Consider the following 17,047-nt stretch of genomic DNA (forward strand, 5'->3'; position numbering starts at 1 on the left):
GAGTTCTTTCATGATTCCCCCATAATCATTATTTTCGTCATATACCGCTAATACCAGGTCTAATCACCCACTTCACAAATCCCCATAAGTCATCTAATCGACTATACTCTCTAAATAAATAAATTTTCTTAAAGAGGCACTTTAAACAACATCAATTTTGAATTTAAATGACGTTCTGTAAAAAAATTACTTTATTAAGACTCTCTTTTTTAGTGTTATTCTTGTATAATAAACCAAACGGTTACTTTTTTAGGAGAATCCTATGAATTTTATTTATATTAATCAAAACATATTAGATAATCTCTTTTATATCTTAGTAAGCATTTTGATTTATTACATTTTATTAGATCATGGCAAAAAGTTAAGTCAATATGGCAAGACCCTTATCACTGCATGCATGAGCTTTCCTATTATATTATGTATGAAGTTTCCTATTTATATTGATGAATATTGTGTCCATGATCTCCGGCAAATCCCTTTTATAATAGGAACCCTTTATGGTGGCTGGCCTGTAGGCGCTGCCCTGTTAGTCATCATATTATCTTTTAGGTTTGCTTTTTATGGTTTCAATTTACTTACGTTAATTGTATATATCGTTATCTATATTATAACGGCTCTATTTTCTTCCAAATTCAAAAATTTCAATCGAAAAAATAAGCTAAATAGCTCCATACTATTAATATTGTTTCTAGGAATCCTAACCAGCTTTATTTCACTCGCTATGTCTGATTACTTTCGAATAACGGAGGCGTATTTATTTTACTTTATCATCCTCCCTCCTTTCATTATCGGTTTAGCTGTATATATAATGGAAATTTTAAAAGATGCCATTTTAATCCGGACGCAAATGATAAGGCTTGAAAAAATGGAGGTAGTCAGTCAGCTTGCAGCTAGCATCTCACATGAAGTTAGAAATCCTTTAACGGTTGTGAAAGGATTTGTTCAACTGCTGAAGACTCCTGATCTTACTCAGGGAGTAAAAGAACAATATATAGAGCATGTTGTCAGGGAGCTTAATAGTGCAGAAGCCATTATTAGTGAATACTTAGCATTTGCAAAACCTGCACTTGAGAAAGTGGATCCTATTTCAATCAACCGTGAAATAGGATATGTAATTGAAATGATCAAACCATTGGCTAGCATGAATTTAGTTACTATATCTAATCAGTTGACTCCAGGCATTACCCGGGGGAATATTCAACATTTCAAGCAATGCTTCCTAAACCTCATCAAGAATGGTATAGAGGCAATGCCAAACGGCGGGGAGCTTAGTATTGTTTCCTATGTAAATAATTTCGATATCATTATCGAAATCAGTGACAACGGGGTGGGAATGAACAAAGAACAAATAAATCGTTTTGGAGAGCCTTATTACAGTTCCAAAGAAAAAGGGACTGGGTTAGGATCAATGGTGGCTGTTAAGACCATCCAAACGATGAAAGGTACACTTCATATAACAAGTCTTTTGAATAAGGGAACAACTATTTCAGTAACACTTCCCGTTTATCATGAAGATCATTCTGCAAAATAACACTCATATAAAAAAAGTCCGTTATTTACAGCGGACTTTTAGTTTGTCTAAGGTTTTTTAGGTTTTTAAAATTTGACCGTTGATTTCCACTCCAGGCACTCGCTTTCCGCGGGCGGTCCGGGAGCCTCCTCACCGTAAGCGTCTGTTGGGTCTCGGCTAGACAGTTTATTCGGCAGGAGTGTCGCAAATTTCCTCCATCCAATAAGGATTAAAGTAAAAAACCATAAAAACCGGAGCACTTTATACGACCAGCTACACTGTCTTGGGCCATTGACGAAGTTTATCGACCTGAACTACACAATATTCGACGTTCACGCACAGTATTCGACCTAAACCACATAGTATTCGACCTACCCCGCATAGTATTCGACCTACCCTGCACTATATTCGACCGCTTGCGAATTTTTTTCGACCTTCACCTCACTATTCGGACTCTTAGCCCCTTATGTCCGCAACATAAAAGCCCGCCATTATCGGCGGACTTTTTACTTTATTTTTTCTGGTCAAGGCAGTGATAAACCGCCATCATGTCTCGTTTGTTCAATTCACGAATCCGGGCGAATATGGGGATATCGGCAACGGCCTCGGTACGTTCTCTTTCAGCCACGACATCCTTCACTTTCCCTGTCAGCCAGGTCTGCACGTCGATGCTTTCGACGATTTCTTTACGCCCTTCATCATCGATGCCACTGGCATGACAGCTCACACAAGGGATCGTTAATTTATACACACCGTCATGGATGTTATCTTCTGAAATGACTTTCTTACCATTACAGAATGGGCATTTATGACTTGCTTTAATTTTATTGATTTGGGTAACGATTTTTTTGTAGCCAAATGCTTCATAGACATAGGTTAATTTTTTGTACTTGCCATTGGTGAAATATTTATCAATAATGATTTCTCTTGTTTCATTAATATTGGCAAAGTCACAGATGGTGATCTGGTTTTTGCTGCTGATTGCTTCGACATTGCCTTTAATGCTGCCCCAGAATGGCTGGGTATTTTGTAAAACCACTTCATACCCGACGAAGCTTGCCAGTTCCAATTCGAGCATTTTTAACGCCGCTTTTGTTTCACGTGGAAGGAATGAGACATCATCAGTAAGTGCGATATCGCCGCCCACAATCGCTTTTAGTTTTTCCAGTTCCGGCAGCTTCCCTACAATTTTGATGACTTGATCAATCGGCTGTTGGATGAGCTCGCGAATGTCCGTATCACCAAACATCAGTTTTTTATGATGGTTCAGGACCGTTCCTTGACAGACTGGACAGTCGATCATCTCTTTTGTTTCTTTCATCTGCTCTTTAATGATTGATTTCGATACGAAGATATAACGCCCTATGATGAAATTGAACCCTTCCCAAATTCGCGATGCCTTGCCTGCTTTATCGTAAAAGGACTTTTCCCAATACCCATATAAGAAGGTGTGCTTTTCGGCATCTGTCATCTCATTATAGCTTTTACTAATGTCGTGACCGAGTTCATTCTTGATCTCATCAAACAGGAATTGCAGCTTTGAATGTTGATAATATTTTAATACCTCCATCACGTCCGGATGTAATAAACCATCCCAGAATGGCACGTTTTTGTCTTGTATGACTACATCAATGTCGAATTTTTCAATGACCCGGCGCCCCGAACAGCTTGGACAATGATTTTCTGCAGAATAGAAATCAAAGCTTCTTGTATCCTTATTGGTCGGATGTGCAGCCACTATATGGTTGATCATTCCTCCCAATTCATAAAGAAACGTATATTGACTGTACAAGTGCCGTTCAAGGTCGATGGCGATGACAGGTGCAATCGTGTCTGACTCGTACTCCCCATAAATCACACGAGCGATTGGTGATAAGCTTTTTAAAATGCCGCCCTTATAGACGTTCTCAGCCTTTTTGAAATAGTCCAGATGATCTTCCTTTAAATAATTGATGCCATTTTTCGACCGCAGTGTGGAAGAGATTTGCAATGGCTCCACTTGATCGTCACTGTTTTTGTGACGATCATAATCATCATGACTGACAACGTCAAGATGCTGGACAGGCGTTAGCTGTCTTTTACCAAAATCAACGATATAATCCGAGCTTTCCAGCATATAGGCATTATGTTCAATCATGATGATGGAGACGGATTCATCATCTAGAATGACTCTGACACTATCAATGAATTGGTTTAAAATATTTTGCGATAGCCCTTTTGAAGGCTCGTCAAAAATGAACAGCGTATGCGGATTTCTTGTCTTCGCAAACAGCTCGGAAACTAAGTGGACACATTGAAATTCACCCGTCGATAGTGTTTGTGTTTTTCTTTCTAACGTCAAATAACCAAGCCCAAGTTTGATCAATAAGCTCAAGCGTTTATGAGCGATGTCTTCTTTTGGCAATTCTTCAATGATATCTTCGATCGAACGCTGAAAAATATCATCAATTTCATCACTGTATTTGGTTAGTTTCTTTTTAATATCAAGAAACGTCGCAACGGTTGAACGACTTGTAATCGATTTGTTTCGATCCTGCCCGACCATGACCAGCTTATCCTTTGGATACCGCTTCTGAAAATCTTTAGAGATACATTCATTGACTAGTGTAGATTTACCGCAGCCTGACTCACCCGAAAAGGTAACGAGTCTATTCTTGGGAATCCGAATTTCTTCCATTTGAATATTACGGCAGTAAAGATCCTGAAATTGATAGTATTCCGTTGGTGCTGCTTCATTTCGCTTCCAGCTGATTGGTTTGGGCCGCGGTGATTCCGCAACGATTTTCCCGCCATATTTTCCGCTGCCGGGTCCAAAGAACAATTGGTCATCAGTGCTATCCAGCACCGTATCTGAATGATCAATGAGCCAAATTTGATTTTTATAACCTAATTGCTTAATCTGTTCCAAAATTTTCAAAAGGGTTTGATGATCAAGACCGACGGAGATTTCATCGATGATGATCACGGTATTTTCACTTGTTGCCATGAATTCGGCCAAATAAAGCCGGGTTAATTCCCCTCCTGACACTGTCCCCATAATACGGTTCAAGCCTAAATAACCAATATTCATATTGATTATATTTTGGAGAATATGCTGTTTAGCTTCACTAATATGTAAGGTCTCTGCGAGTGAAAGGATCGTTTCGATGCTTAAGTTGTTGATATCGGATATAGTATGCGGGCGGTCTAATAATTCAATGGTATATTGCTCGACTTCTTGATTGTAGCGCTTCCCCTCACACTTTGGACATTCGACGTTTTTCGTCGTACCGCGTCCTTTACAAGTGGGGCACCAGCCTAAGGCATTATTAAATGAAAAAACTTCCGGAGAAAGATTGAATTTTTCTGCAAGACAAACACGAATCTCTTTAAACACACCAGTATGTGTACCAATGGTCGAACGGGGATTAGCTGAAATGGATGATTTGCCGAGAAAAAGGACCAGCGGCATTTCCTCCATCTTGATGGCACTGAAGTTGGTTTCCATAATATTAGGAAATAAATACTGATATTCAGACTTGGGCAATAAGGAAACGAGACGCTTCTTGGATTCTTCACCAATGGTTTGACAAAAAGTCGTCTTCCCGGAACCTGATAATCCAGCAATTCCTAATGATTGGTCGTCTGGCAGTGATGAATCTAAATGGTTTATATTGTTCGCTATTAATCGATTTATTTTCATATGTAACTCCTCTCCATTTTTTAAGCTCAGTCTTCCATATTAGCATAGCGGTATATGTATTTGGTATTTTTTTAACGGTAACCACATCCTTCTATTCTTTCACATTCCGCTGTTTCAAAAACGTATGATTCATCGACAAAAAACGAGGAGTAAGGATTGGATTTTTAAGATGATTAAAACCTTCTTTTAGATTATAAAAGCCCCTCTCGACTAAGAGAAGGGCATTTCTTATAAAGTATGACCACATTTTTATCCAATACGCTTATTTTGTATTGGACTTTTTTGCCTTGTTTTCAAGATCGCTTTTAGGCTCGGTGGAGAATTCCACATCTTTTCCATGTCCCTGCGGGTTAACACTTGGTGCGATGCGACCTCTTCCTGTCTTTTTACTCATTTCCTTCACCTCCAAGTATATTATGTCCGAACTGTTATAAATTAAAAACGAAGGACTTTCTTTCTGTGAACGCCTCTCTAAAATCAGGAACTTATAAAGATTACCCCAATAAAAAACCTGCATAGAACTAAATTCTACACAGGTTTCAAAATCTGTTTTCCACATTTCGACTATGGAAATTGCATAACCATGAACTCATAATCTATCCTGTAATAACCCTTAATATCCTATTATGTTGGAGTGATCTACTTTAAATTACGCGTGTAATTAAATGTGTCTTTGTTCTGAGGAACGTCAGGATCTTTTTTCCCGGCAGGCTGTACTGCTCTTCCTGTATTTCCGCTATAGCCTTCTTCCATGGGCCCTGGATAATGATAATGACCATCATTAACTGATTGAGTTGTTGATTCACCAGTCGCCTGGCTTCCTCCCGTTTCCACTTGTTCTTTCTCGTTATTCAATCCATCTCCTCCTTCTCTATACCTTTTATAGTATTTGATAAAAGAGCAATAAAATTAAAGGAGAAAAAAGGAAGAACAAATAATGACTCCATTCTTTGTTATTTGGAGGTCAGAAGCAAATACTCCGTTGCATCGTTTTTCAAGAAAGGACTTGGTTCGCCAACAGTATATATTTGTAAGTTATGCATAGCCCTGGTGCATGCGGTATAGAACAATCTACGCAGGCTCTCATCATCGTATGTTTGCATGGATGCATCATAAATGATGACAGCATCAAATTCGATGCCCTTGGCCAAATAAGCCGGAATAACAACAACACCCTGTTCATATTCATTTGTGCCCTTCTGAACGAGTTTAATTTCACCGTGGACACTAAGGGCAGCGTATGCGGTGGCACTTTCGGCAGCAGATTTACAGATTATTGCGATTGTATTGTACTCGCGGCTTTGAAAGTCTTTAACTTTAGACAGAATTTTACGGTGCAATTCATCACGGCTGGACACTTGAGTCAGCACAGGCTTCTCGCCTTCACGTTCGAATGCCTTAATTCGATGGCCTTCAGGAACTAGTTCACGTGTGAATTCTATAATCTGCTTTGTGGATCTGTAGCTTTGATCCAAGGTTATACTCTCGGTTTCATCTATCCCATATAAACTGGTAAGGGTCTGGAAATCTACCCGTTCGCTGGCATGAGCAAATATTGCTTGGTTAAAGTCACCGAGCACGGTCATCCTTGCCGAAGGAAACAACCGTTTCAAAAACTCGAATTGAAATGGGGAATAATCTTGTGCTTCGTCGACAAGCACGTATTTTATAGCGGTATTCGTCTGAAATCCTTGAATTAACTCCTTCAGCAGCAAAAACGGAGTCGCGTCTTCGTAATACAATTTACCTTCGTCCAGCATTTTTTGCGTTGATAAGCAAATTTCCATTTCGGCAGGTGTTTCACCCTCATTCCACAGTTCGATCATTATTTGTTCGTCAAAAAGTTGCTTGTATATTCCCTTAATATTGATAAAATGAAGTGCTTTTATCCGTTTGCGCAACGTCTTCAATTTCTTACGAACAATCATACGCGCGAGCATTTTATTTTCCATCTCATAATCGTCAAAGGAATCTTCATTAAGGCCGCGTTTTTTCTCTAAGTAGTTGTATACCTTCTGATATTCTTCTTTGCTAAGATACTCGATTTCCTCCTGGACCCATGGTTTTTCCAACTCGGACTTTTCCGTTTCATCAAGCATCTCACATAACCAATCTTTCAACTTTTCAATCCTATTGTGAAACCTTAGTGTGGTGTCTGTGTTATAAAATCTTTCTGAGATTTGTTTGGCCGAGACGAGCGTTTCCCCTCGGAACTTTACCCCTCTAAAGATCATTCCAGATTGCTCCAATGATTGTCTGTATGTTTTGATGATTTCAAAGAAGCGAATCGATGCCTTAAATTGGATACTCGCTGTCCTAGTGCTATAGGAAGGATCATCCGCTGCAGTCAACAAAAATTCTAATTGCTCATAAGGATCCTCAACTTGAAACGAGTCAGTCAGACGATGATCCAGATATTCCTGGAATGTTACCTGCTGCATATTCTCTTCGCCAAGTTCGGGCAACACATTGGATACGTAGTTATTAAACATTGAGTTAGGAGAGAATAGAATGATTTGATCCGCTTTCAGCCTTTCTCGATTCTTGTAGAGCAGGTAAGCGATCCGTTGAAGGGCAGCTGATGTCTTGCCGCTGCCAGCTGCACCTTGAACAATGAGCAGACGTCCGCGATCGTTCCGGATGATCCTATTTTGCTCCCGTTGAATGGTGGCAACAATACTGTGCATATGCTTATCCGTTCCCTTGCCAAGTACCTGCTGCAGTATCTCATCTCCAATGGTGAGACTCGTATCGAACATTGATTCGATAACGCCTCCCTTGATCATGTATTGCCACTTGTTCTCCAGCATCCCCCGAATTATGCCACCGGGAGTGGAGTATTCTACAGGACCCGGAGGATAGTCATAATAAACACTCGAAATCGGAGCCCTCCAATCGTAGATAATGAAGTTTTCTCCTGTTGTATCAGTAAGAGTGGAGGTCCCAATATAAATTTGTTCCGTAAGGGAAGACCCTTCTTCAGTGACATCGATCCGGCCGAAATAAGGCACTTCCTGCATGCGGCGCAGTGTTGACAACCTCTTGAAGGAATATCTATGTGCGCCTTCGCTTTGTGACAAGTCTTGAGCCTGCTGCCTTAAGCCAATGATGGTCTCGAGGTAATCATCGAAAGTATCGATATTAACCTTGAGGTCATCCCAGAAATGTTTACGGATATTAACAACTTCTTTTCTGCGCTGTGAAGTCTCTCCTTCTATTTTGCTGATTTGTATCATGATTGTTTCTATCACCTCATCCAAACGTTCTTGCTCCTGCCGAATTTCATTGGTCATAACAGACACTCCTTTAAAAAATGAGAAATTAGGGGTTGACTAGAGGTGAGTTTTACCTTATACTTATAGTAAGGGGTAAACTGTTTTGGTATATAATTAAATGTGTTTCTATACTAATTTATCATAATTGCAGAATTATATCAATGTATATTTCATAACAGTTGCCATAATGAATCGTCATTTTAAACTCTAATTTAACATTTAAAGTCAGTAACCATTTGAGCAAGTAGCTTGACTGGTTATTTTTTTATGACTATTTTCATCTCGAAAGCCTAGTCCTGTTTTTGCTGCAACACTCACATTAACGGTTGATTCGTTGTAACGATGACATGTGATATTGTCTTGACTTAATATTGTTTGTTAGATAATGTTTAGAATAAAACTTTTTGCAGGAGAATTTATAATGAAAAAATATAAAGCATGTCAAAGTTGTGGAATGCCGCTATCTAAGGATGAATTAGGTGGAGGAACTGAAAAAGACGGTAGTAAAAGTACTAAATATTGCAGTCATTGTTATATAAATGGTGACTTCACTCAAAATATTACTGCGATAGAAATGCAAAAATTTGTTCAAAATCATATGATGGAAAATATGAAAATGCCTAAATTTATTGCTAAGTTTTTCACTAGAGGCATCCCAAAGTTAGAGCGATGGAATTAATCAACTATTAGAAAACGAATGAACTTTTTTATCTTTTTTCTGTAGATTTGAAAGAAAGTCGTACTGTTTATAAAAATGCGAAGAAAAAGGCGATAAAGACAAATCCATATAAACGGATTTGTCTTTTTGTTTCTTCAATTGAATAATACGAAAATGTTTTTGTGAATTTTCAATCTATTCAACTTGTGTTTCCGGTTTATTATTTCATCATCTGTCTTGCTTCCATAAACAGCACTTGGATAAACTTTTTCATGTTATTACGGCTCTGGCTGCTTACTTTTTTGCTTTTGTCTTCTAGCTCCAGCATTTTTTTGCGGACTTCCGAGAAATCAAAAAATGTGGATGAATAGGCTTCGAATTTTGGATTCATATAATCCGTCAATCCTAATGAAGCGATATGGATGAGGGCCTGATTAAGAGCACGGCGGACACGCTGCTCAGAGGCTTTCATTTCTTTCTGGATTTCGGCCTCTTTCGCTTGATCTCCCAGCTTTTCAGCAGCAATCCCAGCAAAAATTTCCTTTAAATATGGAAACGTATAGGCTGGACCGAGCCTTTGCTTTTCATTTTGGAGGAACCCTAAAATGTTTAGTAAATCCTCGCTTCCCCCTTCGCCAATCATACCTAAATCAGAAATTAAGGAACGTCCGGCTTCCATGATATTTTTTGTATGAAAGGAGGACACTTTTTTCGAAGACTTCGGGCGTCCCGTAAACACGTTCAACGATTTTTGAATGCCCTGGATCGATTGATCCACCAGTATTCGCTCGTTCACTTTGTTTAATATGCATGAAATTTCAACTTGGTTCAGCGGTTTTGTAATGTAGTATTCCGCCCCTAATCTATATGCCTCTCCAATCAGTTCCTTCGATTCCACTTGCGAAATCATCACGAACTTTCCTTGAAATCCATCAGCAAGAGCCCTGATCGTTTCAATTCCGTCCCTTATTGGCATGAGCAAATCAATTAAGACAACGTCTGCTTTCTTTAAAAACAGCAAGCCATTATTCACTATCGATCCGTCTTCCGCTTCTCCCACCACTTTGCCTAAATCTTCATCTTCAATCATCTCTGTCAGCATTCCTCGAATGGCAGGATCGTCATCTATAATGAAATAATTCATCTCGTTAACCCTTTCTCCATAATCGCATCAATCGGAAGTCCAACGATGAATACGGTTTCTTTATAGTTATCCATTAGCCTGATATGTCCTCCAAATTTTTCAACAGTTTGTTTCACATACGATAAACCGATTCCCGTCGAAGGGTTTCCCGCCGCATCGAATTTCTTTGTATATCCTGCTGTAAAAATGACTTCCTTCTGCTTCGGTGCAATGCCGGGGCCATTGTCACTGATGTAAAACTCCACGAATTGATCTTTCCTTTTCACATGCAGAGATACGTATCCCTCTTCTTTAATGGCTTCCACTGCATTGGCCAATAAATTATTTATTAATGATAATACCATATATACATGGTAGGGCGGATGGTCACCATCTATATGCAAGGAAAATGAAATATCTTTGCGAAGGGACTCTGCATATCGTCTATTGGACACGATCATGATGTTACCAAGCTCTTCGATATTCATATATTCCAGCAGGTTTTCGGAAGACATGAGTTCCGACAGCCCCGCATAAATCCGCTGGTTATCTTTTTTGATCTCATGCACGAGACCTGCAATCTGCAACGCAGTTTGCGGATCGCTTCCATTATTACCCTCTGATTTTAACCGACGGTAAAAGTCATAACAAGTGCGGGTGATTTCTTCCGCATTTTGCATCGTTTTCTTCAGTTGAACCGATTCTTCATACAAACTTGAAATGAAAAGCAGCATTTGTTCCTTTTGCTTGCGCTGCTCCGCTTCTGCGAACTTTGCTTCTCTCAGCTTTAATATATTAAAAAAGCCGAGGACGAAAAAGCTTCGAATAAAGGCGATTAAAACGAGTTGGTCAATGGCTAGCAAGGGTGTGTCCTGATTCGCCAAGAAGGAACGGATCGCCATTTCCGATACACTTGCAAAAAGCTCGATCAATACCCCTAAAAGCCCGACCATTAAAGGCTGATCGTGGCGTTCGTTCAATTTAGTCTTATGAAATGCGAACGCGTAGATGAAATAATAGAAAAAGGCGGGAAAATGAAGATACATCGCTTCCTCAACAGATATGTCCCGTATTCCGACAGCCATTGAAAAACGAAAAACAAACACACTCATCCCCGTTAAAATACCTGCAATAATCGGGTGGATCCCCCTCCCCCATAGCAAAAACAAGAAAAAGACGGGAGTTCCCAAACTGACTCTGAATGTACCGTCGAATGGATAAAACTTGAATTCACCCGCAAGAGGCACCGCAATCATAATCAATAATAATATCCTTATACTCTTTTTCAACACGGTCCCTCCCCAGTCACTTTATAAAAACATAACACATGAAATGATTAAAAAGAGAGAGGGCTTTTAACTGAAATTTTTATTTTTTCTATCACTTGTAAATATCAGTAGGTTTCAGTAGGTTCCGGTAGGATGATCATAAACTTAAAATAATCTAAAAATTGAAAGCGTTAACAAAATAAAAGGGGGAATTTAAATGAAAAAGTTTGGCTTAGCTACTCAAATTTTCATTGCACTTGTACTAGGTATCGTTGTCGGTGCTTTATTCCATGGTAATGAAGCAGCCATGGCCATTATGGTACCTATCGGCGATATTTTCATTCATTTAATTAAAATGATTGTCATCCCGATCGTCATGGCTGCATTAGTGGTTTCAATAGCGGGAGTCGGCGATATTAAAAAACTAGGGAAATTAGGCGGGAAGACCCTTCTTTATTTCGAGATTGTCACTACAATTGCCATTGTTCTTGGATTACTGGCGGCAAACTTGTTCCATCCGGGGGCTGGCTTAGATACAAGCAGTCTTGAAAAAAGTGATATTTCAAAATATGAAGAAACAACAAAGACGGCTGGAAGCAGTGGCTTTGGTGAAACAATTTCTCATATTGTTCCTCAAAATGTATTTGAATCAATGGCTCAAGCGGATTTATTACCGATTATCTTCTTTTCTGTTTTATTCGGCTTAGGTGTGGCTGCGATAGGCGAAAAAGGAAAGCCTATTCTTGGATTCTTTGAAGGTGTGTTGGAAGTTATGTTTTGGGTGACGAATCTAGTCATGAAATTTGCCCCTTTTGGTGTGTTTGCACTCATTGGTGTAACCGTTGCAAAATTTGGTATCGCAACATTGATTCCTTTAGGGAACCTGGTAGTTGCTGTTTATGTGACGATGGTATTCTTCGTGTTCGTCATTCTTGGAATTATAGCGAAAATGTCTGGGACAAGCATTTTTGTTATCCTGAAAGTGTTAAAGGATGAACTGATTTTGGCCTTTACAACAGCAAGTTCAGAGTCGGTATTACCAAGGCTTATGGATAAAATGGAGAAGTTTGGCTGCCCGAAATCCATTACTTCTTTTGTTATTCCAACAGGCTATACGTTTAATCTAGATGGCTCATCGATTTACCAAGCACTTGCTTCACTTTTCGTAGCACAAATGTATGGTATTGATCTATCCATTACACAACAGATTACTTTGTTACTAGTATTGATGTTAACGTCAAAAGGAATGGCTGGCGTTCCGGGGGCGTCATTTGTTGTTGTTTTAACAACTCTTGGTTCGATGGGACTGCCGGTGGAAGGTGTTGCGTTCATTGCCGGTATCGATCGAATTTTGGATATGGGAAGATCAGCGGTTAATGTCGTGGGGAACTCATTGGCGGCGATTGTCATGTCGAAGTGGGAAGGAGAATTTGACCAGAAGAAAGCAAACCATTACGTTGATTCCATTAAACAATCAGACGTAGCATAAACTATATCCATATAAATCATACCGTACGTATTGAGAAAGATATAACAAGTACCAGTGCATGCATAGTAAGGTATCCAAACATTGCATGCAGTTGAAAACCTTCCGATTACAAGTTATCCTTACGAGATGACAAACCCAGGTTTTTCAGGGCTGAGCCGTAATTAAGATTGATTGATGGAATGGCTGAAGTAGTTGAATTACATATAAAAGCCCTCCTTTATAGTGAGGGCTTTTTTGTTTTGCAGAATAAGTAAAAATATTGAATAATCCGGAACTAAAAAAATGGATAGCCCCAAATAAAGGCTATCCAGCTTAATTTATAAATGCTGTCTAAAAGATCACTTTACCTTTACCCCAGATTTGATCAAGGTAGGCGGAGTTTCTCCCTGTAATCCTGCTACAAGGTTGGTTGCTGCCAGCATAGCCATTTTCTTGCGGGTTTCATATGTTGCGGAACCGATATGAGGCAAAGTGACGACATTCTTCATGGAAAGCAGAGGATTGTCCTCCTTGACGGGCTCCTGTACAAAGACATCCAGTCCTGCCGCATGAATTTCACCAGTCTTAAGCGCAGTGATCAAGGCTTCTTCATCCACCGTTTTCCCTCTTGAACAATTGATGAAGATCGCGGACTCTTTCATGAGCTTGAATTCTTTTTCTCCCATCATTTTTTCAGTTTGGGGAGTTAGCGGTGTCATCAAGCAGACAAAATCAGATTGCTTTAACAGATCTTCCAGAGAACAGTATGTAGCTCCATACTTTTGTTCCGCTTCTTCATTTCTGGATCTGTTGTGATATAAGATGTTCATATCGAATCCAAAACGGGCCCTTTTCGAAACGGCAGAGCCTATTCCGCCCATGCCGATTATGCCTAATACTTTATGATGCACGTCCAACCCAAACGATTTTTCTCCGATGTTCGATGTCCATTGCCCTGACTTTACCATTTGATCCAGCTCTGGCATTCTTCTTGCTGTGGACAGCATCAAGCCCATGATCGTATCTGCGACTGTCTCATTCAATACCTCGGGAGTGTTCGTAGCCATGATTCCGCGATTGGACAGCTCGGTTACATCCAAATTGTCGTATCCAACCGATGAATTACAGACGATTTTTAATTGCGGTGCTTGATCCAGTAAAGCTTTATCCACCTTTAATCCTGACCCTAATATACCTTGTGCGTTCTTCAGCTCTTGTAGGAATTCAGAGTGATTTCGTGAGTCAAGGCCTTCAAAATAAACAACATCACAAGTCTCTTGAATATATTGCAGCACTTCCTGATCCACTTTCTTATAAACAATTACTTTCGGTTTCATCACTGATACCTCACTTCCAATAAAGTAGGACCCCGTCGGGATCAAAAGTCGACATAACCTTTATGTTTTATTCCTCTATCTATAATCTACCATTATTTAAAAAAAGGTAGTAGCTAATTGAACGGCAGACCAAACCGCTAAAACGGAAGCTAAAGTTAGAATGATATTTTCGAACCAATTGTTTTTATATTTTCCCATCAAGCTTTTTTTATTTGATAGCACCAGCATGCCAATTGCGATTACCGGAAAACCGATTATGTTTATTGCATTAACTCCAATTGTCAATGCAATGAAACCAGGCATGCCGGGAATGGACCAAATGATTGGCGTAACCAATACAAAAATCATAACCCATTTATACATTGGATCTTTTTCATATTTACCATTGTACTTTTCACGACGATCCTTATTTATTACGTAAAAGGCATCTACAATCAATCTTGGAAAACCAGTTGACTTGCCTACTACACTCGCGAATAATACCCCAAAAACACCGAGATAGAAAATGTACCAGCCAAATTTTCCTAACGACATTTGTAATGCCATTGCCAAGTCATCAATCGTTTCCACATGAATTCCATTCGGTTTTAAAATTTCTGCCCCAACAACCCAAATGGCCAAGTTGATTACAATGCAAACTCCTATGGCAAACAGCAAATCATTTCTTTGAACCTTTAGATGACTCGGTTTCGTCCAGCCCTTTTCCCTCATGAAATATGGATGAACAAAGTTCGAAATCGATCCTGCCACTGCACCGATAATTGAAACTGCTACCAATAATGCTCCATGAACGCCAGTATCACTTGGAATGCTAAACCCAACTGTTCCTTTAATGATTTGCCCCACATCCGGTGTAGCCTGAATGGCGAGGAACAAGAAAGCAATCGTCAATAATGCCAAAAGCACTTTCATTACACTTTCGATTCTATTATAAATATTCCTGCCAATAAGCATAAAAACTAATCCTACAACTACCATTGAAGCTAAGAATGGCTGATTAACTTGGAATAGGGTCGATAATACCTCTCCCGCTCCCTTAATCATATAGGCATTAAATAGATGACCCATTATTAATGCATAACCAAACATGAAGTAACCGAAAAATGGGTGGATACGTCCATACCCTTCAAGTATGGTTAACCCTTCTGTGTTACAAAGCTGGAACCGGGCGATAACATTAACGATAAGAAAACGAAGGATTAATGACAGTGCTAAAATCCACATTAAACTATATCCATAATCTGCCCCGGCAACAGAAGAAGTCACCAGATCCCCGGCTCCAAGCCACGTCAACACGGCAAGGATCCCCGGACCATAGGATGTTTTAAACTTCGTGATGAAATTTGGTTTCTTACTTACGACCTCAGGAACAATCACAGTGGATTCAGCAAGATTTGATTGATTTTTCATGTTATTCACTCCATCCCAAAGAGTATGTATTCGCTTTCATTTTTTCTAAAGCATTAATACTTTGATAACTCTGGACAAACAGTTATTGAAATTATGACAGAGCTTTATGTCATTTCTGAAACTGACATAAAGTTTACGATGCTGTTTATGTTGTCATGCTTCATGTTGAAGTGAATCAAAAATGTTAAAAAGCTCCCCTTCCATTTAATTGAATGTTTTGACTATTTACATTGAAATTGTAAGACAAATTAAAATGTAAGTCAATCATAATATTTAGAAGTTTTTTTGACCCTTCGTACTTGTTGACAAATTCAAGTTGTTGCTGATTAGAAAATACAGGATTGTTGTTACTATATAAAAAAGGATAAGTACAGCGTGCGAATAGATTAATGCTATCAGCGGATAATATATAGTGAAGGAGTGAAATATATGCCACAAGATACTAACAATGATCCATTCAATAATGCCGAAAACCTTGATAGAGACCCAACTAATAATCCCACTACTAATAATGATGACAACGATACAATTGACAGACCCGTAATGATTAATGATAGTTTGAACCCCGGATTTCAAAGAGAAGAACGTCCTATGACTAATGGTAATATCCCAACAATAGAGGGAGTTGCAAACATTAAAGAACGTTTTCCTTCGGACCATGAAAGACTTATGAGCAGAATTAATCTTGGGGATGCACTTATAAATCGGGAAAATACACATTTTGGACGGTTTGAAAGATAACCCACGAGAAAAAAGCTAAAGACCTGTATAGGCTTTAGCTTCCGTTTTTTTAGTTTTGTACAAAAATGAACCTTCCTCTCCAGGCACTCGCTTTCCGAAGGAGTCTCTCACCTTCCGTTCCAATCAACTTTGTTTAATAATTCAGATGGAACACCTTTTATCTACAAATTAAAGAGACCTTCCTATAAAAGGTCTCTCAGAATAATTCTTATTTTTCACAAGCGATCAAATCTTTGTCACGATCGCTTTTTTTATTGGCATCATATAGCGCCTTTGAAACGTGAGGCTTGTATTTCGTTTTTCCTCCTTTATTTTTAACGGAAGATGTACGAGCTACGCCTCCTTTGTAGTCTTTATTCAATGCTGTACAGTTTTTATACGTCTTCACCTTTGTTTTCGCACTGGCAACATCATTCGCGCCAAACGAGAGACCCAATACTAGACCAAAAGATAGTAAAATAGCAAATAATCTTTTCAAAATACGTACTCCCTTTCCTAAATATTAACTATTTACTAATCATAATGTATCATTTCTTTTTTTACAATAACTATATTTCTATAGTTAGAGTTTACTT

General features: G+C 39.0%; 13 protein-coding genes. 4 read left to right on the plus strand and 9 right to left on the minus strand.

The features are described from left to right. Positions 1-262 precede the first annotated feature (262 nt). On the plus strand, positions 263-1,531 hold the full coding sequence (locus tag ACSR9O_RS17065) for an ATP-binding protein (protein ID WP_491724783.1): 1,269 nt from the start codon (positions 263-265) through the stop codon (positions 1,529-1,531). Between the two features lie 490 nt (positions 1,532-2,021). Here ACSR9O_RS17065 and ACSR9O_RS17070 read toward each other — a convergent pair whose 3' ends face one another. The 4 genes from ACSR9O_RS17070 to helD form a co-directional block, all read right to left on the minus strand. Next, complete coding sequence (locus ACSR9O_RS17070; RefSeq protein ID WP_491724784.1) at positions 2,022-5,192, minus strand: ATP-binding cassette domain-containing protein; 3,171 nt, start codon at positions 5,190-5,192, stop codon at positions 2,022-2,024. Between the two features lie 262 nt (positions 5,193-5,454). Next, positions 5,455-5,586 carry a small, acid-soluble spore protein L gene (gene sspL, locus ACSR9O_RS17075; protein ID WP_034304091.1) on the minus strand — a complete coding sequence of 44 codons (132 nt, stop codon included), beginning with the start codon at positions 5,584-5,586 and terminating at the stop codon, positions 5,455-5,457. A gap of 245 nt (positions 5,587-5,831) precedes the next feature. After that, positions 5,832-6,047, minus strand: coding sequence for a hypothetical protein (locus ACSR9O_RS17080; protein ID WP_402939620.1), 216 nt, complete (start codon positions 6,045-6,047; stop codon positions 5,832-5,834). Positions 6,048-6,145: 98 nt separating this feature from the next. Beyond that, positions 6,146-8,485 carry an RNA polymerase recycling motor HelD gene (gene helD, locus ACSR9O_RS17085; protein WP_491724785.1) on the minus strand — a complete coding sequence of 780 codons (2,340 nt, stop codon included), beginning with the start codon at positions 8,483-8,485 and terminating at the stop codon, positions 6,146-6,148. Positions 8,486-8,888: 403 nt separating this feature from the next. Here helD and ACSR9O_RS17090 point away from each other — a divergent pair, with 403 nt between their 5' ends. After that, positions 8,889-9,146 (plus strand): zinc ribbon domain-containing protein, encoded by a 258-nt coding sequence (locus ACSR9O_RS17090; protein ID WP_230178137.1) that lies wholly within the window; start codon positions 8,889-8,891, stop codon positions 9,144-9,146. A 199-nt stretch (positions 9,147-9,345) separates the two neighbouring features. Here the strand turns inward: ACSR9O_RS17090 and ACSR9O_RS17095 are convergent, their stop codons facing one another. Beyond that, positions 9,346-10,269 carry a response regulator gene (locus ACSR9O_RS17095; RefSeq protein WP_137018319.1) on the minus strand — a complete coding sequence of 308 codons (924 nt, stop codon included), beginning with the start codon at positions 10,267-10,269 and terminating at the stop codon, positions 9,346-9,348. Further along, on the minus strand, positions 10,266-11,537 hold the full coding sequence (locus ACSR9O_RS17100) for a sensor histidine kinase (protein ID WP_491724786.1): 1,272 nt from the start codon (positions 11,535-11,537) through the stop codon (positions 10,266-10,268). Before ACSR9O_RS17100 ends, ACSR9O_RS17095 begins: the two co-directional genes overlap by 4 nt. A 196-nt stretch (positions 11,538-11,733) precedes the next feature. Here ACSR9O_RS17100 and ACSR9O_RS17105 point away from each other — a divergent pair, with 196 nt between their 5' ends. Continuing rightward, entirely contained in the window at positions 11,734-13,005 is a 1,272-nt protein-coding gene (locus ACSR9O_RS17105; RefSeq protein WP_230178133.1) for a cation:dicarboxylate symporter family transporter, read from the plus strand. 338 nt (positions 13,006-13,343) lie between these two features. Here ACSR9O_RS17105 and ACSR9O_RS17110 read toward each other — a convergent pair whose 3' ends face one another. Both ACSR9O_RS17110 and ACSR9O_RS17115 read right to left on the minus strand, forming a co-directional pair. Continuing rightward, the gene (locus ACSR9O_RS17110) at positions 13,344-14,321 is read right to left on the minus strand and encodes a 2-hydroxyacid dehydrogenase (protein ID WP_491724787.1); all 978 of its coding nucleotides are present in this window, start codon (positions 14,319-14,321) and stop codon (positions 13,344-13,346) included. Positions 14,322-14,417: 96 nt separating this feature from the next. Further along, on the minus strand, positions 14,418-15,731 hold the full coding sequence (locus tag ACSR9O_RS17115) for an Nramp family divalent metal transporter (RefSeq protein ID WP_491724788.1): 1,314 nt from the start codon (positions 15,729-15,731) through the stop codon (positions 14,418-14,420). A 429-nt stretch (positions 15,732-16,160) separates the two neighbouring features. Here ACSR9O_RS17115 and ACSR9O_RS17120 point away from each other — a divergent pair, with 429 nt between their 5' ends. Beyond that, on the plus strand, positions 16,161-16,472 hold the full coding sequence (locus tag ACSR9O_RS17120) for a hypothetical protein (protein ID WP_101223274.1): 312 nt from the start codon (positions 16,161-16,163) through the stop codon (positions 16,470-16,472). Positions 16,473-16,680: 208 nt separating this feature from the next. Here ACSR9O_RS17120 and ACSR9O_RS17125 read toward each other — a convergent pair whose 3' ends face one another. Next, the gene (locus tag ACSR9O_RS17125; protein WP_101223275.1) at positions 16,681-16,950 is read right to left on the minus strand and encodes an excalibur calcium-binding domain-containing protein; all 270 of its coding nucleotides are present in this window, start codon (positions 16,948-16,950) and stop codon (positions 16,681-16,683) included. Between the last annotated feature and the right edge of the window lie 97 nt (positions 16,951-17,047).

The organism is Peribacillus sp. B65, from assembly GCF_058513295.1.

Coding starts and splice junctions, on each gene's coding strand:
- ACSR9O_RS17065 (WP_491724783.1), top strand. CDS start 263: ATGAATTTTATTTATATTAATCAAAACATATTAGATAATCTCTTTTAT.
- ACSR9O_RS17070 (WP_491724784.1), bottom strand. CDS start 5,192: ATGAAAATAAATCGATTAATAGCGAACAATATAAACCATTTAGATTCA.
- sspL (WP_034304091.1), bottom strand. CDS start 5,586: ATGAGTAAAAAGACAGGAAGAGGTCGCATCGCACCAAGTGTTAACCCG.
- helD (WP_491724785.1), bottom strand. CDS start 8,485: ATGACCAATGAAATTCGGCAGGAGCAAGAACGTTTGGATGAGGTGATA.
- ACSR9O_RS17090 (WP_230178137.1), top strand. CDS start 8,889: ATGAAAAAATATAAAGCATGTCAAAGTTGTGGAATGCCGCTATCTAAG.
- ACSR9O_RS17095 (WP_137018319.1), bottom strand. CDS start 10,269: ATGAATTATTTCATTATAGATGACGATCCTGCCATTCGAGGAATGCTG.
- ACSR9O_RS17105 (WP_230178133.1), top strand. CDS start 11,734: ATGAAAAAGTTTGGCTTAGCTACTCAAATTTTCATTGCACTTGTACTA.
- ACSR9O_RS17110 (WP_491724787.1), bottom strand. CDS start 14,321: ATGAAACCGAAAGTAATTGTTTATAAGAAAGTGGATCAGGAAGTGCTG.
- ACSR9O_RS17115 (WP_491724788.1), bottom strand. CDS start 15,731: ATGAAAAATCAATCAAATCTTGCTGAATCCACTGTGATTGTTCCTGAG.
- ACSR9O_RS17120 (WP_101223274.1), top strand. CDS start 16,161: ATGCCACAAGATACTAACAATGATCCATTCAATAATGCCGAAAACCTT.